The sequence below is a fragment of the Planococcus donghaensis MPA1U2 genome (assembly GCF_000189395.1).
Lineage (GTDB): Bacteria > Bacillota > Bacilli > Bacillales_A > Planococcaceae > Planococcus > Planococcus donghaensis_B.
In genome coordinates this window covers 26141-50775 of record NZ_AEPB01000007.1, presented here as the reverse complement: position 1 = coordinate 50775, position 24635 = coordinate 26141, and the positions used below count along the sequence as shown (strand labels likewise).

Sequence of the window (24635 nt, the reverse complement as noted above, 5' to 3'; positions counted from 1 at the left end):
TCATTTTAGATTGTTCATTCATTTGATTCATCCCTTTATTAGTAAGTATTTTGAATTGGATTTGAAGTTTTAATAAGAGTCCCTTTTTTAATAACCCATACGCCTACCAAACAAATAATCATTCCGATAATAGTTAAAACCCCAATCTGATCTCCGAACATAAAGAAAGACCAGAGCATCGTCACAGGAGGAGTTAAGTACATTAGGCTACTAACTCGTGTGACACTTCCTAATTTTAAATTCAACCAGTAAAAACCATATCCACCTATTGTCGAGAATCCAGCTAACCATAACACAGCTAACCAAAATTCTGTAGTAGCAGGAGGGAGTGCTGAACCTGTAGCAACTCCAACCACAGTAAAAAGAAAAGCGGTAATAACCGTTTGAATAGGCAAAGCATCTACAACGCTAATAGGATGCTTTAACCCTTTTTCGTACAATGTCGCACCTACTAAACTAAGCATGGCTAAAAATGATAAAGCATAAGCCCATAAAGGAACTTGTGCACCAGTACCTAAATCAGCATAAACAACAAATAACACACCCAATATTCCTAAAAGTAAACCGCCCCATTGTTTTATTGTCGTAATTTCTTTAAGTATGGGTCCTGCTAACGCTGCTGCGACGATTGGTTGAAGCGTGGTAATTAAATTAGATGTACCCGCAGATACCCCGTATTCAACCGATAGAAATACACAATAAAGATAGCCCCCTTGAGCAAAAAGACCAATCAATGACTGTGAAAGAATGGATTTAAAGCTGAGCTTTTTTCGCTTTACCAATACCCACCACATACCTAAAATAGCTGCTGCGACGATAAACCGCCACATTAGTACAGTCATAGAACTAGCTTCTGCTGTGCCTAATCGTGCACCAATAAAACCTGAACTCCACATAATTACAAATCCAACGGCAGCAATAATATTTATCTGTTTATAAGAAAACATTTTAAAGTTCCTCCTAAAGTATACCGAACAGTATATTATTTTATAGTACAACCACACCGGTCGGTATACTGTCAAGAGTGGCTATTATATAGAGCGCATCAAGAAGATTGGTTTTGATGTAATAGAAAGTAAAATGATGAACTTTTCCTGTTTAATGAAATATGCAAAATATGGTAAGGTTGAGTAACCATAGGCGATATTACGAGGAAACTTATATATGCTACACCTTTTGATATTGTGACAGCCATAACAGTTTTAATCGTTTTAGTAACATGAAAGAAAGCGAACCTAAAGACATAGTTCGTGCATCTGAACCAGAAATTGAACCAGTAACTCAACAAGAACGAGAAGAATACAGATGGAACGACCCCGACAATCCTCAGGGCAGCTTGTATTAAGTAGAAGATCGTGAAGTGAATTTTGATAAGTTTGTCGAAGTAATTAAAAAGAATGTGGATACTGAACGAGGCCATATCTATCGTTAAATTTCAAAATGAAAAATACCAAGAACTAATGAACACTCTTAAAGATTCACTTAGAATCTTTAATAAAATAGCCTTCAAAAGGTGGAACCATAATGGATAAATGCGATTACAAGAAATTCTATGAGACAGTTGGGAATTTAAACGGTTGGGATTTTAGCAAATTACAAGTTCAAAGTGACGAACCGAAATGGGACTTTTATGATGAAGTAAAAAGAAGGGCTAAAACAACTGATATCCTTTTAGATATTGGTACAGGTGGTGGAGAAAAAATTCTAACCATTGCGCCATCATTGAAATTTACAGTTGGAATTGATTTATCGCATGCGATGATTCAAGTAGCAAAAGAAAATCTTAAAAATTCTAACTTACCGAACGTGCAGTTTTTGCATATGTCTTCAGACAAAATCGGATTTCCTGCTAACTTCTTTGATGTGGTATCAAGTCGCCATGCACCATTTAATGCAAAAGAAGTTGCACGCGTTTTAAATACAGACGGCTTGTTTTTAACTCAACAAGTAAGTGAAGCTGACAAATTGAATATCAAAATTGCTTTTAAACGAGGGTAATCCTTTAGTGAAAAGGATGGTGTTTCAAAAGAAAGGTATATACGGGAATTAAAAACAGCGGGGTTTTCCAACGTGCAATCTTTTGACTATAACGTCACTGAATATTATCAAAGACCAGAAGATTTGATTTTTCTCTTGCAACACACGCCCATTATTCCGAATTTTGGTATGGAACCAGAGGATTACTCTCGTTTAACTGCTTTTATCGAAAACAACCGAACAAAAAAAGGAATCTACACAAACTCGAAGCGATTTTTGATCATAGCCAAAAAATAGTTAGTCAGTGAAATACGTCATTTTTAAGACGCTTACGAATACTTAATTAGGATTGAACTTTTTTAGAGAAAAAGCCGAAAACTAAGAATATCAATCCATTTATGAACGTAGTTGTCGCAAAGACAAATCCTGCAAAGCTTGCTCCAATGCCGCCACCGGAATAGCTTCCGATAATATTAAGCGTCAGGATATAAACAAGTGGAGCTAATAAAATCATTGTAATGATCCCAGAGATAAACCATTTTTTACGATTAAGACCGGCTATTTTATTTACGATAAAATTTAACAAAACTAAAATTGTCCCCATAACTACAATTGACATGTAAAGGACCTCCTTTTATTAATTAAACATATGTGTTTAATTTAGTTTACCTTTTCACCAACAAGAATTCACTTACTATTTAGTGAATTACTGGAAAACGGAGCAGAGCTTATAATTATGTTTTTAAAAAATGATTTTTTGGAGGAATTTAGGGATGTCGGATTATAGAGAAGATAAACTTGTCGGAGGAAATGTCTCTACGGTATATCGTATAGGAAACACAGTTCGTCGAGAACTAAAGCCGGAAAGCTTTAAAATCCATCAGCTTTTAAAGCATTTAGAAGAAAAGGAGTTTACCCAATCACCCCGATTTATCGGAATTGATGAAAATGAAAGAGAGATTTTAACATATATTGAAGGAGAAGCTGGTAATTATCCAGTAAAAAAGTATATGTGGTCAGACGAAGTATTAATAGATATAGCCAAAATGCTTCGTCTTTATCATGATTCAGTAAGTGATTTTACATTTGATGAAAATTGGCAGCCTTTAGATAATACACCCTCACCATATGAAGTAATCTGCCATAATGACTTTGCTCTATACAACCTTATTTTCAATCAAGAAAAGTCAGTTGGAATTATTGATTTTGATCATGCTTGTCCTGGTCCAAGACTTTGGGATATTGCTTATGCGCTTTATACGTGTATCCCTTTATCAAGGTACCATCTAGCAGAATCAGAGGATAAAAAAGTTTACTACAATTCTTCCAAAGATGCGGATCGTATAAAACAGCGCGTACAGTTGTTTTTCGAATCTTACGGAGATAAAGTGGATAAGAATTATTTGGAGATGGTTTTGCTGCGATTAGATGGATTATGTGAAACGATAGCAAGAAAAGCTGCTGAAGGGGATCTTGCATTTCAACAAATGATAAGTGAAGGTCATATAGAACATTACCAAAAGGAAATTGAATTTATACGAGAACGTGGTCATGAATGGATTTGAAAAACTAAAAAAATTGCCATTTGAGAATCCCTTTTAATCCGGAAACTCAATGGCAATTTTTAAATAGTTAGCGAAATCATACTTAGCGGTTCTTTAGTGCCAAGTGCAACTAAAATACTTCACGCAATTCAATTTGACCTTCACCATCTCCTTGAGGGTCAGGCATACGCATGGCCCATTCAATAGCTTCTTCTTTTGAGTTCACCTCGATAAGGATAAACCCGGCGATTATATTGTCGGGTTCGGAAAATGGCCCATTTATAACCACAGGGTTTTCTGTTGAAGTTGGATAAGAAATGCGCATTCCATTTGAACTTGGTTTTATCCCTTTCGCGATGACCCTTACTCCTGCCTCGATTAACTCTTTATTGTATTTGTTCATATTAAATATAAAGCTTCTAGAAATTAACGATGAAATATTCTATTCAAACCTGTAATAGTCGGCTATTAGGCTACGCGTTTATTTAACAAGGTAAAAGGGAAAGTGAGCCTGTGGAATATATAAAAGGGAGTTGTGTGTATGGAAAAAAATCAAGGTTCCTATTCGTTTCGCAACTTAGGGTCTGGCCTGCTTTTTGGTATGGGTTTAGTGGCCTTTATTGATGAAGCTGTTTTTCATCAAATTTTAGGCTGGCATCATTTTTACGACAAGTCAACAACTGCAGTTGGTTTGTTTTCCGATGGCTTATTCCATGCATTTAGTTGGTTTGCGACGGTCGCTTCACTATTTCTATTAGCGGATCTTCGGAGAAGAAATTCGCTTTGGATAAAAAGATGGATTAACGGTGTGTTTCTTGGAGCGGGCTTTTTCCAACTTTATGATGGACTGGTTCACCACAAACTTCTCGAACTGCATCAAATCCGCTATCATGTCGATATTCTGCCGTACGATATTGTTTGGAACGGCGTTGCAGTGATTATTCTACTTGTGGGTGTCTTTCTTTATATGCAAACTCAAAAAAGCAAAAGGGCTGCAAAAGAAGGGAGATAGGTGAGCATGCATTCTCATGTTCAAGCACAAGGGACAAGTTTCGAGATGATTGTGGCATTGCTGTTAATCGCAATGGTTTCTCTTTATCCCTTTGCTGCGATTAGAACAAATCGAAAATATAAAGAATGGCCAGTTTATCGCTATGTATTCTGGGTTACAGGCGTTTTTAGTATAGGAGTAGCACTAACTGGCCCATTGGCTGAGTTTGCTCACAATAACTTTAAAGGACATATGGTTACGCACCTACTAATAGGAATGTTGGCACCGCTTCTTTTTGTGTTCGCTACACCGATGACTTTATTGTTACGAACTTTAAAGGTGACTACTGCTAGAAAAGTGACTCGTGTTTTAAAAAGTCGTCTGCTGCAGTTTTTAACCAATCCTGTGACAGCTACTGTTCTTAATATTGGTGGACTTTATGTACTTTATACGACTGATTTGTATATGCTGATGCATCAATCACTTGTTCTTTATGGACTGATTCATTTGCATGTTTTTCTGGCGGGGTATTTGTTTACGTTGTCCATTATATATGTTGACGTGACACCACATCGATATAGCTATATGTACCGAGCCAGTGTATTGATCTTAGCAATAGCTGGACACAAAATTTTATCCAAGTATATATACGCAAATCCTCCAAATGGCGTTCCGAGAACGGATGCAGAAGCAGGAAGTATGCTGATGTATTATGGGGGAGATCTCATTGAACTCGCTATAATTATTTTCTTTTGTTACCAATGGTATAAATCAACTGCACCACGTTTCACAAATTCTTTATACAAAACTTAACTAGAGTTGGAAACCAACAACAAATGTGCAGAAAAAAGAGGCTCTCAATATAGAGCCTCTTTTCAGCTTGTAGACAAAGTTCTATTAAACTGAATAATGATGCATAATCTTCAACTAGGCTGGCCACTGCGCTTTCCATGGGCTCAGCTTCAGCCTCCTCGTCACTGGCGTTCCTGCGGGGTCTTCAGCTTTCGCTGTCCCATAGGAGTCTTCGTGACCAACCTAGTTGAAGGTTTCCAGCTTCGATCACTAAGAGATACTTGAGTGCACTTCACCATAAAAGTAACCTATCAAAAAAACTTACCCACTCGCTTCAGGATTCGGAGCACCTAGTGGCGACTCCAGCGGAAAAACGAAGTGATGAGACTCCGCAGGAGCTTGCGACGAGGAGGCTCAGCGCGGAGTCCGTGGAAAGCGTCCACTAAGTGCGGAGAATCCTATATGCATACAAAATTGAGTAAATATTCTTTTGTCTACAGTCTGATAAGCTCTCATTAAAGAGCCTCTTTTTTCTGTGTAGAGATAGTGTTTAAAAGACACGGAAACTTAGCTTTGATTTACCTGCTCTCTTTAGAAAGACTAGGTAAAGTTTCGCGTAACCGCAGTGCTGCAATTATCCCTGCACTCAACGGTAAAATAGCGACCAGACCGATAGCCCAACTGACATTGAGTAAATCCGTTAATATGCCGGCAAATAATGCGCCAAAGGCATATCCACTATCCCGCCAAAAACGATAAACCCCCATTGAAGAAGCTCTCCATGATGGATCTGCGAGATCACTTATAGAAGCTTGCAATGTTGGATAAACCATCGCAGTTCCAACACCTAACAAGATAGCTGCAACAATCCACGTACTATATTCATTGACCAGCAAAATCATCCATAGTGAAAGGGCTTGAAGCCACATGCCACTAACAATCAATTTTTTTCTGCCTATTTTATCGCTAAGAAAACCAGTGAAAAGTTGAAAAAAGCCCCATGAAGCTGGGTAAATGGCAACCAGTAATCCGATTTGCGATAAAGTTAGCCCGACGCTTGCAAAAAATATTGGAAACAGTCCCCAGGCCATGCCGTCTTTTAGGTTGGTGCTTAGTCCGGAAAAGGTGAGAATAGATAAATTTTTGTTTTTATACGTCGTATTTTTGAAGACATCTGCCGCAGAAAGTGTCGAATTTTTAGTAGATGTGCTAGCTTGTAATTGAATGTGTGCTTGCGTATCTTTTACGATTAGCGATAATGCAAAACCGATCAAGACAATGACAATTCCAATATAAAAAGGTTCTGGTCGGTTTGAATAACTCGACGCAATAAAACCTGAAACAGCGGCCATTACCGCTACTCCGGTATAACCTGCAAATTCATTAAATCCTACAGCAAATCCTCTTTGGGTAGGTTTTGCTAAATCAATCTTCATGTTTACGGTCATAGACCAAGTAAGTCCTTGGTTAATACCTAAGAAAATGTTTGCGACTACAATCATCCACCACGAGCTTGCGAAGATCACGAGTAAAGGGACGAGTAACCCAACACTCCAGCCAATGAGCAAAACTTTCTTTCTTCCAAACCGGTCGGCGATGGTTCCTGCGAAATAGTTCACAATAGCTTTTGAGAATCCAAAACTAATGATAAAAGATAATGCCGCACTTGTAGAGACTAGGCCAAAATCTTCTTCGCCGATAATTGGAAGGATAGTTCTCTCTAAGCCAACCATAGATCCTACAAAAAAGTTTGTTACAACTAAAAGGATGAAATTCAGTAAATTTTCTTTGATGCCAATTTGTACAGTTTTCATAATGCCCACCTTCAACAAAAGGCTTTCCTTTTGTTATTTTCTTTATTCATCTGTTTTACTGTTTACTTTGCGGTTGAGTATTTAGTATATCAATAGTACAGGTTCGAATCGATTATCAAAACTGAAACAATGACGGGAACAATAAATAAATAGGTAACCCGCGCTCATTCACTTCACCTTATTAAGTAACTATTTTTGTACGTAATCTTATTAAACGATTGAAGCAAATAGCTATGAATAAGTAAAGGTGAATTCCTTAATTTACTAGTTTGTATAAATGTTAAAATAAAGAAATAAAAAACTTTGAAAATCTTGTAACGAAACCACTATTTTTTAGATATGAAGTGGAGGGTGGTAGAAGTGTGGATGAACTTACAGAAATGAAGGCGAGCGAAAAGAAATTGGTCCAATTTGAATACAAAAACGCGTATCTCAAAACCGTCGAAAATGCCCACCAAACAAAATACTATTCTCTTAAGGTTTGGGAATTATTTTCTTTGCCACTCGCGTTCGGCTTGATCACGTTATTTATTTTTGCTATATGGAGTTACCAAAAGCGCATCATGAAACCGTTGAGACCTCAAATTGGGTGAAATACTGCTACCAAAATTCACTTGAATCCAAAAGAAGAGAGACGAGCCTATACGTATAGGCTCGTCTCTCTTCTTTTGTTTTTGGTTTTTTGAGATCTTCAGTGTGTAAAAAAACTAAATGGGTAATAGATAGTAAATAGCAGTCAAAAATACGATTAACGGGATATTAAAAAATAGTGTGATCAGAGCGCTTACTACAGTTAAGGTTTTGTATTCAAAGTAAATCCTCATAAAAGTTAAAATAATCCATGAAAAAAGCAAAATCCATTTAACACTAAAGAATATATCATAGCCAATTGGGAAACCAAAAAACAAGGCGAGAAGACCGTATACATAAATCATCGGATATATAATAGCTATAGCACTCAAAATAATGAGTATGCGCAAAATCCAGGAAGCACGATAAATTCCGGCGTAGCGAGTTTCTTTCAGTGTAGGTACTTTTAAGTATTTTCTAACAAAAAATTCAACCGTTACATGGAATAGAATGTACATGTATAAATAGATGAATATACTTTCTTGATAGAAAATTTCTTCGATTTCATTCATATCGATCCACCTCGAGTTCTTTATTTATTTCGAAATCGAAGATCTTATGACTCGCTAGATTAGTCTCCACCGCTCGTATAATGATTATCCCCCATTTGGTAATTAGAGCTTTCGCCAGGTCTCGTATGAGGATTGATGGCATTGAGGGAAGTATCATTTCTTTTTTTCCGCTTCCATTCAATCAGTGCGCCAAGTGAAATTAGTGATGCAATAGGAACTATAAAAATCCACATGTTGGTTTCACGTCCTTTCTACTAAAATTTTTTAAATGGTTAATACCTTATGAAAATTTTAACATAGAGGATGGGAAAAAAATACAGTGAACAATAGTGAGCAGCTAAATTTTATCTTATAATAAAGACTGGTAAGTATTATTTCTGATAAAGTAAACTGAATGGGATATAGAGGGAATGTGTTACTGAATTTCTTCAGAAATACAAAACAACACGAAGTACGGACATTTAAACCAAACACCAATTAATCGTTTAAATCTTTGAAAAGAGGGATCCTATTGTTTTTTGAAAACGCTCGGCCGACAATAAAGCAGAAACAAGGACAGAACAAAGCGATTAAAATAAGTCATGAATTTTATGGTTGGGCTCTATTAGGTCATGCGATTTACTCGTATTTTTTTCTTATCTAAATTTAATGCTTCTTTTTGGATTTTGGTATGTGGTTCCATTATTTATTCCGCGAGTAATTTCTACTTTTCTAAAAGGAGAGATTGATTTGAAAATTACTTATTACTGGATTAGTGTTGTTGTTCTTCTAATCGCAACTATTTTATTGTTTAGCAAAGGAATGGATTTAAGGTCTATCGGAACAGATGTTGATGGAATTGGTATTGGTGTCTATTTTTTGTTTTATGAAATAAATGACCAAGTACCAACACAAAACATACCGACTTATGCATTTGGATTTTTCACTGCAAGTATTATAACTGCTTTAGCTACAACGATTATGGTGTGGGGGAAATGGAAAGTGAGTAAACAATAACTTACTTCTTTTCTGCTTTACACAAGTCAGCCAAAAGAAAGAGATGACTCGAATGACAGAAGCAATTAGATTTAGACTGGCGACACGTGAGGATTTAGAAAAAATTGTTGAAATGCTTGCTAATGATCCGTTAGGCAGCCAAAGAGAACATTACGAGCAACCTTTACCTTCTAGCTATATCCAAGCCTTTCATGCAATTTTAAAAGATCCCAATAATGAATTGGTGGTTGCCTGTATAGAACATGAAATTGTTGGTATGCAACAAATTACGTTTACGCCGTATATAACTTATCGAGGCGGATGGAGAGCTACAATTGAAGGCGTTCGGACGTCACCATCAGTACGGGGAAGAGGTATTGGCACACAACTTATCCAATGGGCAATTCAACGTGCAAAAGATCGCGGGTGCCATTTAGTACAATTGACTACAGATAAAAAAAGAACAGATGCTTTGAGATTTTACGAACGCCTTGGGTTTGTAAACTCTCATGAAGGCATGAAACTTAAGTTATAGTTAGATTTAATAAAAGGGTGGTTGAAATCGTTCTATTTCAACCACCCTTTGCTTTTTAGTTTTATCTTTCTGCTAAAAACTTTTTACCATAATCAAATCGGTTTGTTCATCCTCACCCACAAAAAAGGAGTGAGAGCCATTTTGGACAAATCCTTTTTTCTCATAAAATCCAATCGCATTTTCATTTTCTTCCCAAACACCTAGCCAAATTTTCTTTTTTCCTAATTCTTGCGCAAGTTCCATCGCTTTAGTTATCAGTTGTTTTCCGAGTCCCAATTTTTGATAACAGTTTTTAATGTAAATGCGTTCAACTTCGAGTGAATCTTTTCCCATCGCTTCTGTTTGGGCATCACCTGTATTTACTTTGAGGTAACCTGCGAGTTGATCCTTAAAGTAAATAAAGAAAAACTGAGAAGAAGGGTGGGCTAACTCTTTTTTTAGCTTATTCAAATTATAGGCTTTTTCTAAATAGGCATGTAAATGGTCAGGCGAATTCTGATCTTTAAAAGTATCGTTAAACGTAGAAATGCTAATATCCTGTAATTCAATTACATCTTTTTCGGCACAAGTTCTAATCATGGTTGTCATAAAATAGCTTGCTCCTTCAACTGGTTAGTAATTTCGTTTGTTTCCTTTTTTCACAAGCTCCCAATCTTTTTCAACGTTTTTACGAATTCGCTGAAGAAGATCATGCGCAGCTTGCTCTTCTTCTTTTGAAAATCCTTGCAGGGCTACTCGATCAGAGTGAACATTTTCTCTTTTGATAATGGGATACACGGCTTTCCCTTTTTCGGTTGGGTATAGTTGCTTGTTCTTTCTATTCGCTGGGTCATCTTTTTTCTCGATAAAGCCATTTTTCTCAAGCTTTTGGAGTGCACGTGTAGCAGTAGATCGGTCGACTTTGATCATGTCCAACAATTGTTCTTGAATCATTCCTGGGTTTTCACAAATACGAACCACGTATAAATATTGACCTTTAGTTAAATCCAGTTCTTTGAATTCGATATTGCTTATTGAATCTAAAGCTCTCGCTATCATGCCAATTTCGCGCAAAATGTCATTCATACATTTCTCTCCAGTCAAATTTCTATTGCTAATGTTGTCAACTATAGTATATATTGAACTTAACTTAATTTTGTTGCATTTGCAACAAAAAATAATAAAAAAAGAGTGATTTGACATGAGATATGGCTTCTACATGATTGGAATTTTGTTATTAACTTTAGGTATAGCTTGCACCATACAATCAGACCTTGGAACATCTCCTTTTGATGCGGTTTTAGTAGGGTTAGCTACTAATATTGGCCTTACAGTAGGAAGTTGGGAAGTTATCGTGGCTCTTCTGTTAATTGGCTGCAACTCTTTTTTGATAAGACAAAAACCAGAGGTGTTGGGTTTAGTAACGGCTATTATCACGGGAATTGGAATCGACCTTTGGCTTTTTGTGTTGAGCAACTTGTTGACTATTGAATCAGTTCAAGGCCAAACTATATATTTTGCAGTAGGATTATTGTTAATAGGAGTTGGAACCGCAACTTATTTACACACTAATTTCGCACCCATTCCAATCGATCGTTTAACATTGATTTTGAGAGATATCACGAAAACCAATTTATTTGTCGGAAGAACGTTAATTTATACTTTATTTCTGATTTTTGCGTTATTACTGGGTGGACCAATTGGAATCGGAACCATACTAACTGTGTGTTTTGCTGGACTACTGCTTAACTTCTTTATGCCCCCAATTGCCAAAGCAATCGATCGCGTCATTGTACCACCAGTCACTTCAACTCATTAAAAGGAGAGTGCATAATGAGGAAATTGTTAATACTAGGAGCCAGTGGATTAGTGGGAAGAGCGTTGGTTGAAGAATGCAAAGAAAGTTTTGAAATATTCGGTACGTATTCCACCTCGCCCATAGACCTTCCTGAAAACAACCAATTTCACCTAAACGTTAGTGAATTAGAGCAACTGAAAAATATCATTCGCAAAGTAAATCCTGATGCCGTGGTTTCGTGTTTGAGAGGGGACTTTAACCAACAACTACGATTTCATAAAGAGTTGGCATTAGAGTTAAGAGAAACGAACGGAGTTTGTTATTACGTCTCTACTGCCAACGTATTTGACGGAGATTACACTAAACATCATTCAGAAGAAGATCACCCCAATGCTGAGTCTTTATATGGAAATTTTAAAATTAGCTGTGAACACGAGTTAAAACAAATTTTAAACGAACGGGCTGTGATAATAAGAATTCCGCAAATATGGGGAAAACAGTCCCCAAGACTTAAGGGGATAGAATCTGCAATTGAAGAAGGTCAACTTGAGGTATACGACAATTTGGCATGCAATCATTTATCCGACACCTTATTGGCCAAACAGTTAAAATACATCATAGAAAATAAGTTAGAAGGAATCTTTCACCTCGGAACTGTTGATATGATGATTCATCAGCAATTTACGGAAAAGCTCGTAAAAAAACTTACGGATAAAAAAATCAAATTAATCCATAAGTCGATTCCAAATGTCTTTGGAATCTGCCATTTTGGTTTAACAAGTGTTCGACACGAAATTCCTGAAAACTTACAAATAACCAATCAAGAGCTGATCGACTATTTAATCGGATCAAGCGAATAAAAGACTTATGAAATAAGAACTTCAAATGGAGTTCTTTTTTTGTTTGTGAAATATTCAGTTAATTATTGACCAAGGTAGTCAATTGGTGTGATAATAGAATTGACCAGAGTAGTCAAAGAGTTTTGATGTAAAAAGGGGGATTCTAGTGGAAGACTTATTAAAAAACGTAGAGCTTGAAAAAAGAGATCGAATCCTAAATAGTGCCATGAAAGAGTTTAGTAAAAACACATTTCAAAAAGCTTCAACCAATAAGATTGTTGAAGATGCTGGGATTTCTAAAGGACTGTTATTTCATTACTTCGGAAACAAGGAAAAGTTATATAAGTACTTAGAGTTTTTTACGTTTAAAGTAATGACTGACGAAATTAACAATGAATTGGATTGGAACAACCAAGACATACTTGTGCGATTAAAAGAAATATCGATGATTAAACTTAAAGTTTTTCAAAAATATCCCTACTTAACGGACTTTTCACTGTTGCTTTTTAAAGATTCGACTGTTGAAGAAATTATGCACAAATATCCAGATTTTCCGTTAAAGCTTTATGGCCAAGTCTATACGCACAATATAGATTATTCTCTTTTCAAAAAGGATCTTGATGTAGAAAAAGCGTTGAACATTATCAAGTGGACGATGGAAAAATTCAGTGATGAATTCAGAAAAGATCTCGAACTAGGTGTAACCAAATTTGATGATCAATCAGTGGAAAAAGAAATCTTCAAGTACATCGACATGCTTAAAGAGTGCTTTTATCGATAGATCTAGTCAAGAGAAGGAGGGAATCCAATGATTTCTGTTAAAAATTTATACCACTCCTATAACAAAGACGGAAAGTATCAAGTAAAAGATGTTAGTTTTGAAGTCGCGAATGGGGAAGTGTTCGGGTTTTTAGGTCCATCGGGAGCAGGGAAGTCAACTGCCCTAAATATTCTTACAGGTCTTTTACCACTTCAACAAGGTGAAGTAGTGGTTGGGGGATATGATTTAAAAAAGGTTTCAAACGAGAGGTTCAACAAAATCGGGATGAGTTTTGAACAGTCGAATGTTTATAGCAAACTTACAGCAAAAGAAAATTTAGATTTTTACCGAAAATTGTTTGATGTGCCAACGCTAGACTCGCATGCGCTATTAAAGCTTGTTGGTTTAGAAGGCAAAGAGCATGTAAAGGCTGGTGAGTTTTCAAAAGGAATGAAGCATCGGCTAACTTTTGCGAGATCGATGATCAATAATCCAGAAATGTGGTTTTTAGATGAACCGACTACAGGGCTTGACCCATCTATCGCTGCAGATATTAAAGACATCATTAAAGAAAAAAACAAAGAAGGCGTGACGGTATTTTTAACGACGCATAACATGTTTATTGCAGACGAACTGTGTGACCGAGTGGCTTTTATCGTAGATGGAGAAATTAAATTAATTGATTCACCAAAAAATTTAAAGCTGCAATACGGCGATAAACTTGTTGAAGTGGAATATATGGAAAAAGGAGAAGTCATAAAAACGACCTTGTCTACTGTATTGCCAGAAGATAAAAGAGAGCTACAAAAGATTATTGAACACCATGACATTCAAACGATGCATACAAAAGAAGCTACGCTTGAAGAAATCTTCATAAAGGTTACTGGAAGGGGGCTTGTTTAACATGAAACTCTTTTCTAGCTTTATAAAAGAGTTAAAGCTAGCCTCACGAGGGTTTTACTTTTACGTCGAATTGTTTATGGCGGTAATCATTTTAGCGGTATTTCTGTTATTGGTTCCCGATAACTTTAATAACCAAAGAACGGAATATATCTACTTTGATATGCCAAGGCAAACGAGTGAGTTGTTTTTACAAGAAATCTTACAAGAAGACACTGATGGGAAAGCAGCGCCTGTCAAAGTTGAAGTAGATAAGCAAGAAAAAGACGCTATGCTATACACCACATCGGATCAAAAAATATACGTATTAACGAGTCGTGAAGACGTTATCTATATGGCAGATAAAGAAAAGAAAATTGCTGCGGTAGTGAAATTAGATAGTGATAACGCGATAAACTATGAATATTACTTACAAGGATATGAATCCGATAAGTTTAAGAACCTATTAAAAATACTTCATGTGGAGTCCAATGAAACCATAGAAGCTGCGATGAACAATCAAGACGTAAAGCCATTAGCTGACAATACCCTTGTGTTATCAGATAAAGAAAATATGATGCCTTCAGTTTTAGTATTCAATGGGGCGCTCATGGGGCTATTTATTATTGCTGCATACATTTTCTTAGATAGAAAAGAAGGGGTTATTATGGCTTATGCTGTTACACCTTCTCCTGTCTGGCAATACTTGATGAGTAAAGTTGGCGTCATTCTAGTAACGACAATACTGTCCAGTTTTTTAGTCATAATTCCTGTAATGGGAACACAGCCTGACTATTTATTGTTGCTGCTATTGCTAGTAACTACTGCTTTTTTTTCGTCATCCCTAGGGCTTTTAATTGCAAGCTTCTACAAAAATGTGACACAAGCTTTTGGAGCGATTTATGGATTTATGTTGTTAATGATTCTTCCCAATATTGCTTATTTTATCCCAAGTTGGAATCCGGATTACCTAAAACTAATCCCTACCTATCCCATGTTAGAAGGGTTTAAATCGGTACTGCTCGGAAATAATGACTGGCTATACGTGCTAACAATTTCTGGAGGATTTCTATTGGTTGGGGCAATTTTGTTCAGTATTTCAAACCGAAGATACAAGAAAACTCTTTTAGGCTAAGGAGGGGTAACGATGATTCGTAAAATCTGGGCAATATTCAGAAGAGACTTGAAAGTAAACTTAAAAGATTCGATTGCTCTTTACATCTTATTCATTCCAATTTTCCTTGCCGTTTTAATCAATCTTTTTACACCTGGGATAAATGAAACGACAGTAGACTTGGCATTATTAGAAGGAGATAATCCTAGTCAAATCAGTTATTTAGAGCAATTTGCAGAAGTAGAGCTTTTTAAAACTATTGATCAAGTACAGCAACGCGTCGAAGAAAGAGATGCCACAATCGGCATAGTTCCAGAAAACGGTGGCTATTATTTAATGACACAAGGCAATGAGCCTGAAGGCATTGTTGATTATGCAAAAATATTAACTAGTTTTTATGAGCTGGATATTTCGATGGAAGAAACCAATAGCGAGTTATTCGATTTTGAACGAACCGTACCCCCGTTAAAAAAGACGTTAGTAAACACAATGATTCTTCTGATTTCGATCCTTGGAGGGATGCTCATAGCATTGAATATCGTTGAAGAAAAGGCAGATAACACATTAAGTGCGATTAACTTAACGCCTGCTGGCAGACTTACTTTTGTATTAGGGAAAAGTGTAATCGGAGTACTGCTTTCTATTATTGGTACTCTTTCTTTAATCGTTATTACAGGATTTGGCACCGTAAATCTGCTGCAATTATTACTAGTTTTACTGGTGACGAGTTTACTTAGTATTTCAGTAGGCTTTATCCAAGGGCTGACTAGTAGCGACATAATGACCGCAGCCGGTAGTATTAAAATACTGTTTCTTCCTTTACTTGCAGGTGTATTAGCAATTGAAATGCTCGGAGATAAGTGGCAAAAATTCTTTTATTGGAATCCTTTTTACTGGGCCTATAAAGGAAACGATCTGATTTTATCTCAAAGTGGAACATGGTCGCAAATTTTTATGTATTCTAGTATCGTTTTGCTCATTAGTGGGATTGTTTACCTTTTCTTAGCGCCAAAGATTCGAAAAGGGCTCGAATGATAAGAAAATCATATGCGAAATAGATAGATTTGGGGAAGAAGCTTATAGTTAAGCTTCTTTTTTTTGATTATTAGGAAATAAGTATACAATTTTTGTTTATTTTATGGGAATTAATGTTATTCTGTACAAAGATAATCTGTTTTCTGTTAATTTACAGTAGTTTTTTTGAAAATATATTATTGCTAATTGCTGTAAAGAATTGTATTGAATTGTTTATCAAAATTATGTGTACCCTACTACAATTAGGGTGTTTATTGAAAATGGAGGAGACTACCAGTGAATCAATTAGTTGTGCAAAACTGGAATTTAAATTCTTTATACAAAGGTGGAAGTCAATCAATTCAATTAGCTAAACTTATAAGTCGTATAGTGGAACAGTTATATATTGTCAATGATGAAATTAGCGTACATAAAATAGCAATAAGAAAGCAGAATTTGCAACCATTACTTTCCATAGTTCAACAGTTTCAGTTGATACTGAGTGAGTGGGAGGAAGTAGATGAATTTTTGCTTTGTGCCTATTCTGAAAATGTTAATAATAGTTCAGCGATTAGCCTAATAGAGAAAAGTGATAGTTTAAAAGTAGAAATTGATACGTTAAAAGTAAAAGTAAACCAACTTCTTGCTTCATTGCCTGAAGATGTATGGCATGAGTTTATCCAACTAGAAGAAATCCAACCTATTACCTTTTATTTAGAAAAACAAAAAAAGGAAGTTTGTGATCGTTTACCTGCTGAAATGGAAAGGTTAATCAGTGTAATGTCTGTAAATGGCATAAAAGGCTGGGAACAACAGCAACAGTTTATGCTTTCAAAATTGAAAGTGTTGCTAGAAGTGGATGGATATAGAGAGTCAGTTTCCATTGGCCAAGCCTTAAATTATGCGATTCACTCTAAAGATGACACATTACGTAAGCGGGCAGCACAAGGCATTAAAGAAGTATGTGAGGCAGAAGCCGCTTCATTTGCTGCTGTATTCAATCATATTGCTGGCTCTCGTCTAGATATATATGAACAGCGAGGATGGACTAACTTATTAAAAGAAGCCATTGAACAAAACGATATAAAGGAAGAAACGATCCATTTAGCGATTGCTTCAATTGATCAAAATAAGAAAAGTTATTTAACTTATATTCAACGAAAACTTGAATTGAGTCGAACAGAGCGAGCTAGTTGGTTTGACTTAGTTACCCCATTATTTGCACCTGTTGAAAAAATTTCGTATAACGAAGCGAGAGAGATTATTTTGACGCAATTTTATCGGTTTAGTGAAAAGTTAGGGCGATTTGCAGAAATAGCGTTTGAGAGTGATTGGATCGAAAGCGAAAATCGCCCGAATAAAGCAGAAAGTGGATTTTGCACTTCACTGCCTATATCGAAGGAAAGTCGTATATTTTTTACTTATCGAGAAACATACCAAGATGTTTTAACCTTAGCTCACGAACTCGGGCATGCCTATCATAATTTCATCATTCATGAGGAACCCGCACTTGCTCAACAAACTGGCATAAGTGTCGCTGAGACTGCCTCCACATTTATGGAGAATTTAGTACTAGACGCTGTAATCGGTCAAACGACCAATGAGCAAGATAAATTAGCACTTCTAGAGATGAAAATCAAAAATGGACTTATGTATGTAGGGGCCGTACCAAACATGTTCCGTTTTGAACAAGCATTCTATGAAAAAAGAAAAGAAGGACCATTATCTGTCCAAGAAATAAACGAATTGTTGAGTGGTGTAGAAAACTCCTTTTATGAAGGACAAATTGAAGATTTAGCAATTTACAAATGGATTTATACAAGCCATTTTTATGATGCCGAAAAACCGTTTTACAACATTCCTTATACTATTGGGTACTTGTTTAGCAACGGCATATATGAAATGGCGAACATAGCACCAACCGGCTTTGAAGAACGTTATGATGAACTTTTACGTAATTCTGGAAGGATGACAGTCGAACAACTGGCGCAAACCTTCTTGGATGTAGACATATCCAAACGCGAATTTTGGCATGCTTCTCAACAGCCTTTAAAAGATGCAATTGACGAATACATGAGACTGACTGAGAAGTATTGCGTGTTAGACTAACATTTTATGAAATAGATAAAAACACCTTCAACAAGTACATTTTTAAACTGTACTTACATTGAAGGTGTTTTCTACTGTGTTGCTAGAATTGAGTTTAGAATACTTGTTTTAATCGATGTTTTCTGTTTGATCGATCATAACCTGTTCATCCATTGGGCCGACAATCTTCTGGGCAATTTCGCCTTTTGTATTTAAAATATAAGTTGTCGGGACTGTGCGCACTTGGTATGTTTGTGCCACTTCTCCGGATTCATCCATCGGAATTTGAAAAGTTAAACCAAACTCATCAATAAACGAACGGATGGCTTCGTCGCCTTTGTCCTGGGAGGTCAAATTAACGGCCAGTATTTCGACGTCACCGCCTGGATTGTTTTCATGAAATTGTTGCATATGCGGCATTTCTGCGCGGCATGGCGGACACCAAGTTGCCCAAAAATTAAGAATCACTTTTTTTCCACGATAATCGGACAAGCGAACCGTTTCGCCATTTTGATCGGTTAATGTAAAATCGGGTGCTTCTGCTCCTGGTGTAAGCCCTGTCGTAACAGACTGATTGGATTCTACTTTAGATTCTGTAGATTCGTTTTCTTTTGCTATGAAGTTGGTGGCAATAATGGCAATAGCTGCTAACAATAAAATTGCAAAAAGAACTTTTTTAATCATACAATCTCTCCTTTCTGTGTAAATCGGTTATAAAAATAAATCGTTATTACTGCAAGTGTAACAAATGTTGCAGTTTGCCAAGAGATTAAGGGAGCAAATACGCTTACAATTAGCAGTTCTAATGTAAATAAGGCTCCGAGTAGTAAATCGGTCGGAACATCTGCACGCTTAACTAGATAGCGAATAGCTGAAATACTTACTATCAGCAATAGGCTATGAAAAATTGCTTCTAGTACATTATTTTCGAAGATCTGCAATACAGCTTGATAAGATACAAAAAACAATAGCCAAGCAAATACAGGTTGGTTAGCTAGTTTCGGCTGTTTAGTTAAGAGAACCGTTAAATACACCATCACTAAAACAATTCCTAATACATGACCGTATAAACCACCATTAAAATAAAGAATAGATAAAGGCATTTCAAGAAAACTTTCGAAATTAAACGGGATGTAGCTTAGTTTCCAGATAAGGATATATAGTGATACCGCATTCCATAACCAGTCACCCGCTTTTTCTTTTAATGCAAAGCGTACTAAAAAACTTGTTAATGCAGCTGCGATTAAGACTGATACCCATATGGCTGGGATTGTTAAGTGAAATATTGGGACATAGCTCATAGTTGCACGTCCAATATTGTTTTTATTATCATAGAAAAATCTCTCCATCCGTATTATGCTCAACGTTTCCTATTATATCGGAAAGCACAATCTTTTCATCTTTTTTGTTTGGCAGGTATGATTAAATCAATACTAATGAGGAGGTAGAAGTATGGCGTCTTGGCATGAACGTTTTCAAACGAAAGAATATTTGTACGGAACAGAACCAAACGTATTCATCAAAAAATACCCATCCAAACTTTAATCTTTCAGGGGATGCCCTTGCGATAGCAGAGGGAGAAGGACGCAATGCCGTATATCTTGCAGAACAAGGAATGCAAGTTACTTCCTGGGATATTGCACAAAGTGGCTTGGATAAAACAGTGCAACTCGCAAAAGATCGTTCGGTAACTGTCTCAACCGAATTGGTAGATTTGTCGCAAGCCATATGGCCAGAAAACAAATGGGACGAAATTATTTGTGTGTTTGGTCATTATCCACAAGAGGTCCAACAACAAACATTCGAAGGGGTAAAACGTGCGTTAAAACCAGGAGGTTATTTTTTAATGGAGGTCTATTCTGTGGATCAACTCCACTATGGGACAGGCGGTCCGAAATCAGAACAACTTTTATATCGGCCAGAAGAAGTGTTGACGGCATTTACCGATTACCGAATCGTCCATTTTTTCACAGGAGAAGTCATTAGAAATGAAGGAACATTACACAATGGCTTGTCCCATGTAATTCAACTTGCTGTTCAAAAGCCGATATAAGAAGAACAATAGAGAACCCCAGCAACTCTGACAAGTTCAGGTTGTTGGGGTTTTTTTACTTATTTCAATATATAAAAGGCATAATTATGATTGTCACACACGGCTTGTTTGTGCAACATCAGAAGAAGCGGTGCGGGTTGTTGTTGACTTAGGTCCAAGTTGGAACAGCAATGCGCCACTTGCGATTAATACAATTGCAGCAAGAGACTGCCAAGTAAAAGGAACTTTTTCAAGACCAAACCAGCCAAGTGTATCCCACACAAGCCCAAAGAATATTTGAGAAATCATGACCAGTGAGATGGCTGCACTCGGCCCCAATTTCTGGACGCCTTGAGTCACGGAAGCAACAACCCCAACTCCAAGAATGCCACTGAACCAAAACCACGGCTCGGCATGAAAGTGGAAAAGAGTCGTTCCTTCGAAAACGAGTCCTGCTACCAGCGAAGCGACAAAGCCAAGAAGCAGAACAAGGGCGGTCGTCGACCAGACACTTACCCTTTTTTTAACGTTCGCATTAAAGGTGTTTTGGACGCAGACAAATGCGCCACCTAGAAAAGCTAGCAGTATGCCGATTGCCATTAAAGTTCCTCCTATTCGTAAATGTTATTGCCAAACTGTTTTAACATGGAATCACGGTTAATTATTGTGATTTTCCCGCGCTTTTTCAAAATCCATCCTTGTTCTTCAAACTGCTTTAATACCCGATTCAAATGCCGATAGCTTGTACCGATTAAATCTGCCATGTCTACAAGTGAAGTCGAGTCGAGCGTGGTGTCATTTGGCGTCATTGCTAATAAGTAACTGGCCACCCGAACATCGACTGCATACAATAAACTGAAATTCATAGCATGCGATTTAAGCTCGAACTTGTGGGTAATCGTCTCAAGTAAAAACTGTAGCCATTCTGTGTTGTTTGTCATGCTATTTTCCAATGCCTCATACGGAATGCGAATGACTGTTGTTGTGGTAACGGCTTCAACTGTATTAATCAGCGTACATTTTCGGATATATTCAATATCTCCAACAAAATCAAAAGGAGATTTAAATGCCAATATAAGTCTTTTGCCTTCCGGCGATAGCCTTGACACTTTTAATTTTCCTTCTACTAGTAAATAAAGCGTGTCAGATTTCTCGCCTTGTGAAAACAACCGGTTACCACCTGTGTAAGTTTCCAACTGCATTGCTTGTTGTACGCGATCAGGGAACATCGTGCTCAAGTTATATTGCTCAAGGTAACTGGATACAGTTTCTTTTTTCATAATAGACACCCCTTTACCATTTCAAGACGATGACGCCTGCAATCATCAAGGCAACACCGAGGAGGTGATTGCGCCCAATGGTCTTTTTGGGCATGTCCAGCCAACCTTTAGAGTCAATCAGCACAGCTGTGATTAGTTGTGCAATTAAAAACACGCCAATCGTCAGTGTCACACCTAAACGGTGAATCGCTGTCATGTTGCTGAACAGGACGATTGCTGCTAGCATACCGCCTGATGCATAAAGCGGCGAGACCTGCGTCAGCTGTTGATATGACCGATCTTTTAATGCTAAGACAATTATCAACGCTAAGACAAAGCCAGTAAATTGGGTCATCGTGGCAGCTTGCCATGTGCCAATTTGCGAACTGATAGCGGCGTTTGCGACACTTTGAAACGTCAGGAAAAAACCTCCTGCCAATGCAAAAAATATGCCTTTCATCTGATTCACACTCCTTATATCTTTATTAACTGTACTAGCAGTCAAAAAATACCGAAAGGACATATGTCCCATTATTATTCCTTTCTTATTGTTTGTCTAGTAGCATAAAAAAGGAGATTCATTATTGCAGTTTTTAACTTCAATCATTTACGCTATGCAAATTAGGCGACTTTCAATTTTTTCCATAATAAAGGCGCAATGGGTATCAGCTTTTCAGCTAATACCATTGCGCCTTTTCGTGTATAAAGTTATTGTGCTGTGTAACCGCCATCGATGACGATTGTTTGGCCAGTAATGCTTTTCGCTTTGTTGCTTGCCAAGTAAAGAGCAGCATCTGCAATTTCAGCAACGTCTAGCAAACGTTTTTGAGGCACAAGCGGTAAAAGAACTTCTGCTAGTACTTTTTCGATTGGCACATTACGTGTCTTAGCTAAATCAGCCATTTGACCACGTACTAATGGTGTATCGACATAACCTGGTGCAATTGCATTAACTGTAATTCCGTGTTCTGCACCTTCTAAAGCAGCGACTTTTGTTAAGCCAATAACACCGTGTTTCGCGCTGTTGTAAGCAGCTTTGCCAGCAAAACCAATCAAACCATTGATAGAAGAGATGTTAATAATGCGACCAAATCCTTGTTCTTTCATGATTGGGAAAACTGTTTTCGTCAAAATGAACGGTGCAGTTAACATGATTTTTAACATCAATTCGTATTTAGCTGTTGGAAATTCTTCGATCGGAGATACGTGCTGCAAGCCGGCATTGTTAATAACGATGTCAACGCGACCATAAGTTTTTTTAGTTTCTGCTACTAAGTTTTGAAGCTCAGACTCGCTAGTAACATCAGCTTTAACGCCGATTGCTTCAAAGCCATCGTTTCTAAGTGATTGAGCAGATTCTTGTAACACTTCATCATTAATATCTGATAAAACGACTTTTGCGCCATTTTCTGCGAAGTGTTTTCCAATTTCAAAACCGATACCACGAGCAGATCCAGTAATAATTACGACTTTTTGTTCTACCATGTTAAATTCCTCCATATAATGTAATTTAATTTAATTGATGTGGTTATACTAAACCAATGCCACCCATAATAATGCCGACGATTACAGCGATTGTTGGAATAACCAATGCCACAACAAAGACATCTTTATATGTTTCTTTATGCGTCAATCCAGTTACCGCAAGCAAAGTTAATAATGCACCATTGTTTGGCAAAATAGATGCACCCGCAGCAACAGAAGCCATTCGGTGGAACACTTCTGGGTTGATGCCAGTAGTTTGTGACAAGTTATAAAACGTATCACCTAGTGTACTGAGCGCAATTCCCATACCACCTGAAGCAGATCCGGTAATCATGGCCATTACTTGAATCGCTAGTGATTGGGCAACCAAAGGGTTGTCCGATACATTAAGTAGCCATTCTGTAATGTTGTCAAAAGCAGGAACGATTGCAATAACAGCTCCAAAACCAACAGCCGCACTGGTGTTAAGGATAGCCATAACAGAACCTTTTGCTCCTTCGTTAATCGAGAAGATAAATTTCTTATAAACTTTCACGTTGATTAGCATAATACTAACAATACCAAGCATTAACGCATAAATTGGTTCAAGTTTTACAACGTTCAAAAAAATCACGACTACAATAAGAGGAACTAATGACAAGAACCAACTCGGTGTAGAACTTTCATCACTTTTTGAAGAACCAGGTGTTTCACGCATTACAAAACCTTCACCTTTTGCCGAAAGTTTTTTCTCTCGATACGCTAACCAAGCATAACCTCCAACTGCCATGATTAACGTAGTGACGATTCCAATAACTGGGCCCGCCATTGGGGTTGTATTGTAGTAAGCAATCGGGATTAAGTTTTGAATCTGCGGTGTGCCGGGCATCGATGTCATTGTAAATGTAAATGCACCAAGCGCAAAAGTAGGAACTAAAAGTTTACGTGTAACGTTTGCTTCCCGGAACAATTCAAGTGCAATTGGATAGACCGCAAACACGACAACGAACAAACTTACTCCTCCATAAGTCAACAATGCAGAGGCGATCAGCACGCCTAAAATTGCACGTTTGCCACCGATTAATTGAGTGACTTTTTTCGCAACAGCTTTCGCCGCTCCTGTTTCTTCCATCAATTTACCGAATATCGCACCCAGTAAGAAAATCGGAAACCATTTCTGTACAAAATTTACTAAACCGTTCATATACGTATCGGTATATGTTGAGTAAACGTCTAGTCCGCTTAAAAGTGCTACGACTCCTGCTGCTAATGGAGCCACCCATATAATAGACCATCCCAAATAGGCAAGTGCCATTAAAAGGATCAGTCCGATAAGAATGCTTAACATGTGTTCTCTCCTCTTTCTAATCTGCGAATCTTTTTTTGCCGAAGCAAGGACTTATTATACACGAATAAAGATATATTGAAATAAATATATACTAATTAACGAAATATAAAACAATTGCGATATTTACATTTTTTCTTGTATTTTTGTTATTAATACTATTTAATTAAGCATCTATAAGTATGGATGAAAGTAGTTATTTATATTTTAGGTAAAAATAAGATTTTATTGTTCTTTTAATGTTATTTTAGAATTATTAAATCGAACTAAAAGTGAGACGATTCCAAATAGGCC

The 24635-nt window shown here is 37.0% G+C and carries 29 protein-coding genes and 1 pseudogene; 15 read left to right on the top strand and 15 right to left on the bottom strand.

All coding sequences use genetic code 11. From position 1 onward, the window contains the following. Positions 1 to 38: 38 nt before the first annotated feature. Positions 39 to 947 carry a DMT family transporter gene (locus tag GPDM_RS02135; RefSeq protein WP_008428495.1) on the bottom strand — a complete coding sequence of 303 codons (909 nt, stop codon included), beginning with the start codon at positions 945 to 947 and terminating at the stop codon, positions 39 to 41. A 577-nt stretch (positions 948 to 1524) separates the two neighbouring features. On the opposite strand from GPDM_RS02135, the pseudogene GPDM_RS16535 reads away from it, so the two are divergent. Continuing rightward, positions 1525 to 2274, top strand: a pseudogene (locus GPDM_RS16535) (class I SAM-dependent methyltransferase). A 46-nt stretch (positions 2275 to 2320) separates the two neighbouring features. Here the strand turns inward: GPDM_RS16535 and GPDM_RS02125 are convergent. Beyond that, the gene (locus GPDM_RS02125) at positions 2321 to 2596 is read right to left on the bottom strand and encodes a hypothetical protein (protein ID WP_008428490.1); all 276 of its coding nucleotides are present in this window, start codon (positions 2594 to 2596) and stop codon (positions 2321 to 2323) included. Between the two features lie 154 nt (positions 2597 to 2750). Here GPDM_RS02125 and GPDM_RS02120 point away from each other — a divergent pair, with 154 nt between their 5' ends. Beyond that, complete coding sequence (locus tag GPDM_RS02120) at positions 2751 to 3542, top strand: phosphotransferase (protein ID WP_008428488.1); 792 nt, start codon at positions 2751 to 2753, stop codon at positions 3540 to 3542. 109 nt (positions 3543 to 3651) lie between these two features. Here GPDM_RS02120 and GPDM_RS02115 read toward each other — a convergent pair whose 3' ends face one another. Then, the gene (locus GPDM_RS02115) at positions 3652 to 3924 is read right to left on the bottom strand and encodes a YciI family protein (RefSeq protein ID WP_008428486.1); all 273 of its coding nucleotides are present in this window, start codon (positions 3922 to 3924) and stop codon (positions 3652 to 3654) included. Positions 3925 to 4062: 138 nt separating this feature from the next. Between GPDM_RS02115 and GPDM_RS02110 the strand changes: the two genes are divergently transcribed. Together GPDM_RS02110 and GPDM_RS02105 are read left to right on the top strand one after the other, a co-directional pair. Next, on the top strand, positions 4063 to 4533 hold the full coding sequence (locus GPDM_RS02110; protein WP_008428484.1) for a DUF2243 domain-containing protein: 471 nt from the start codon (positions 4063 to 4065) through the stop codon (positions 4531 to 4533). A gap of 6 nt (positions 4534 to 4539) precedes the next feature. Continuing rightward, positions 4540 to 5325 (top strand): cytochrome c oxidase assembly protein, encoded by a 786-nt coding sequence (locus GPDM_RS02105; RefSeq protein ID WP_008428482.1) that lies wholly within the window; start codon positions 4540 to 4542, stop codon positions 5323 to 5325. Positions 5326 to 5882: 557 nt separating this feature from the next. Here the strand turns inward: GPDM_RS02105 and GPDM_RS02100 are convergent. Further along, a complete protein-coding gene (locus GPDM_RS02100) occupies positions 5883 to 7118 on the bottom strand; it encodes an MFS transporter (RefSeq protein ID WP_008428479.1) in 1236 nt (411 codons plus the stop codon). 362 nt (positions 7119 to 7480) lie between these two features. Between GPDM_RS02100 and GPDM_RS02095 the strand changes: the two genes are divergently transcribed. Continuing rightward, entirely contained in the window at positions 7481 to 7711 is a 231-nt protein-coding gene (locus GPDM_RS02095) for a hypothetical protein (protein ID WP_008428478.1), read from the top strand. A gap of 114 nt (positions 7712 to 7825) precedes the next feature. Here GPDM_RS02095 and GPDM_RS02090 read toward each other — a convergent pair whose 3' ends face one another. Further along, the gene (locus GPDM_RS02090) at positions 7826 to 8260 is read right to left on the bottom strand and encodes a hypothetical protein (RefSeq protein ID WP_008428476.1); all 435 of its coding nucleotides are present in this window, start codon (positions 8258 to 8260) and stop codon (positions 7826 to 7828) included. A gap of 59 nt (positions 8261 to 8319) precedes the next feature. Beyond that, positions 8320 to 8493, bottom strand: coding sequence for a hypothetical protein (locus tag GPDM_RS16700; protein WP_192806484.1), 174 nt, complete (start codon positions 8491 to 8493; stop codon positions 8320 to 8322). A gap of 439 nt (positions 8494 to 8932) precedes the next feature. Between GPDM_RS16700 and GPDM_RS02085 the strand changes: the two genes are divergently transcribed. Next, on the top strand, positions 8933 to 9256 hold the full coding sequence (locus tag GPDM_RS02085) for a hypothetical protein (RefSeq protein WP_237704119.1): 324 nt from the start codon (positions 8933 to 8935) through the stop codon (positions 9254 to 9256). Between the two features lie 52 nt (positions 9257 to 9308). After that, the gene (locus tag GPDM_RS02080; RefSeq protein ID WP_008428472.1) at positions 9309 to 9770 is read left to right on the top strand and encodes a GNAT family N-acetyltransferase; all 462 of its coding nucleotides are present in this window, start codon (positions 9309 to 9311) and stop codon (positions 9768 to 9770) included. Positions 9771 to 9842: 72 nt separating this feature from the next. On the opposite strand, the gene paiA is transcribed toward GPDM_RS02080, so the two are convergent. Both paiA and GPDM_RS02070 read right to left on the bottom strand, forming a co-directional pair. After that, positions 9843 to 10358 carry a spermidine/spermine N(1)-acetyltransferase gene (gene paiA, locus GPDM_RS02075; protein WP_008428471.1) on the bottom strand — a complete coding sequence of 172 codons (516 nt, stop codon included), beginning with the start codon at positions 10356 to 10358 and terminating at the stop codon, positions 9843 to 9845. A gap of 24 nt (positions 10359 to 10382) precedes the next feature. After that, the gene (locus tag GPDM_RS02070; protein ID WP_008428470.1) at positions 10383 to 10835 is read right to left on the bottom strand and encodes a MarR family winged helix-turn-helix transcriptional regulator; all 453 of its coding nucleotides are present in this window, start codon (positions 10833 to 10835) and stop codon (positions 10383 to 10385) included. Positions 10836 to 10950: 115 nt separating this feature from the next. Between GPDM_RS02070 and GPDM_RS02065 the strand changes: the two genes are divergently transcribed. The 7 genes from GPDM_RS02065 (at position 10951) to GPDM_RS02035 (ending at position 18262) form a co-directional block, all read left to right on the top strand. After that, positions 10951 to 11568: a YczE/YyaS/YitT family protein gene (locus GPDM_RS02065; RefSeq protein ID WP_008428469.1), complete on the top strand. Its 618-nt coding sequence runs from the start codon at positions 10951 to 10953 to the stop codon at positions 11566 to 11568. A 14-nt stretch (positions 11569 to 11582) separates the two neighbouring features. After that, the gene (locus tag GPDM_RS02060) at positions 11583 to 12407 is read left to right on the top strand and encodes a sugar nucleotide-binding protein (protein ID WP_008428468.1); all 825 of its coding nucleotides are present in this window, start codon (positions 11583 to 11585) and stop codon (positions 12405 to 12407) included. Between the two features lie 145 nt (positions 12408 to 12552). Continuing rightward, complete coding sequence (locus GPDM_RS02055) at positions 12553 to 13167, top strand: TetR/AcrR family transcriptional regulator (protein WP_008428467.1); 615 nt, start codon at positions 12553 to 12555, stop codon at positions 13165 to 13167. Between the two features lie 27 nt (positions 13168 to 13194). Further along, positions 13195 to 14049 carry an ABC transporter ATP-binding protein gene (locus GPDM_RS02050; RefSeq protein ID WP_008428466.1) on the top strand — a complete coding sequence of 285 codons (855 nt, stop codon included), beginning with the start codon at positions 13195 to 13197 and terminating at the stop codon, positions 14047 to 14049. A gap of 1 nt (position 14050) precedes the next feature. Next, entirely contained in the window at positions 14051 to 15160 is a 1110-nt protein-coding gene (locus tag GPDM_RS02045; protein WP_008428465.1) for an ABC transporter permease, read from the top strand. Positions 15161 to 15172: 12 nt separating this feature from the next. Next, complete coding sequence (locus GPDM_RS02040) at positions 15173 to 16174, top strand: ABC transporter permease (protein WP_008428464.1); 1002 nt, start codon at positions 15173 to 15175, stop codon at positions 16172 to 16174. Positions 16175 to 16450: 276 nt separating this feature from the next. Then, positions 16451 to 18262, top strand: coding sequence for a M3 family oligoendopeptidase (locus GPDM_RS02035; RefSeq protein WP_008428463.1), 1812 nt, complete (start codon positions 16451 to 16453; stop codon positions 18260 to 18262). A gap of 108 nt (positions 18263 to 18370) precedes the next feature. Here GPDM_RS02035 and GPDM_RS02030 read toward each other — a convergent pair whose 3' ends face one another. Beyond that, positions 18371 to 18925 (bottom strand): peroxiredoxin family protein, encoded by a 555-nt coding sequence (locus tag GPDM_RS02030; protein WP_008428462.1) that lies wholly within the window; start codon positions 18923 to 18925, stop codon positions 18371 to 18373. Then, positions 18922 to 19542: a hypothetical protein gene (locus GPDM_RS02025; protein WP_008428461.1), complete on the bottom strand. Its 621-nt coding sequence runs from the start codon at positions 19540 to 19542 to the stop codon at positions 18922 to 18924. The genes GPDM_RS02030 and GPDM_RS02025 overlap by 4 nt, the downstream gene beginning before the upstream one ends. A 164-nt stretch (positions 19543 to 19706) precedes the next feature. Between GPDM_RS02025 and GPDM_RS02020 the strand changes: the two genes are divergently transcribed. Next, complete coding sequence (locus GPDM_RS02020) at positions 19707 to 20294, top strand: class I SAM-dependent methyltransferase (protein ID WP_008428460.1); 588 nt, start codon at positions 19707 to 19709, stop codon at positions 20292 to 20294. A 93-nt stretch (positions 20295 to 20387) separates the two neighbouring features. Here GPDM_RS02020 and GPDM_RS02015 read toward each other — a convergent pair whose 3' ends face one another. From GPDM_RS02015 to GPDM_RS01995, 5 genes are all read right to left on the bottom strand, one after another. Next, complete coding sequence (locus tag GPDM_RS02015; protein WP_008428458.1) at positions 20388 to 20873, bottom strand: DMT family transporter; 486 nt, start codon at positions 20871 to 20873, stop codon at positions 20388 to 20390. An 11-nt stretch (positions 20874 to 20884) separates the two neighbouring features. Beyond that, entirely contained in the window at positions 20885 to 21553 is a 669-nt protein-coding gene (locus GPDM_RS02010) for a Crp/Fnr family transcriptional regulator (RefSeq protein ID WP_008428456.1), read from the bottom strand. Positions 21554 to 21566: 13 nt separating this feature from the next. Further along, complete coding sequence (locus tag GPDM_RS02005; RefSeq protein WP_008428454.1) at positions 21567 to 21992, bottom strand: DMT family transporter; 426 nt, start codon at positions 21990 to 21992, stop codon at positions 21567 to 21569. Positions 21993 to 22240: 248 nt separating this feature from the next. After that, positions 22241 to 23017: a 3-hydroxybutyrate dehydrogenase gene (locus GPDM_RS02000; RefSeq protein WP_008428453.1), complete on the bottom strand. Its 777-nt coding sequence runs from the start codon at positions 23015 to 23017 to the stop codon at positions 22241 to 22243. Positions 23018 to 23060: 43 nt separating this feature from the next. Continuing rightward, a complete protein-coding gene (locus tag GPDM_RS01995) occupies positions 23061 to 24344 on the bottom strand; it encodes a GntP family permease (protein ID WP_008428451.1) in 1284 nt (427 codons plus the stop codon). Positions 24345 to 24635 lie beyond the last annotated feature (291 nt).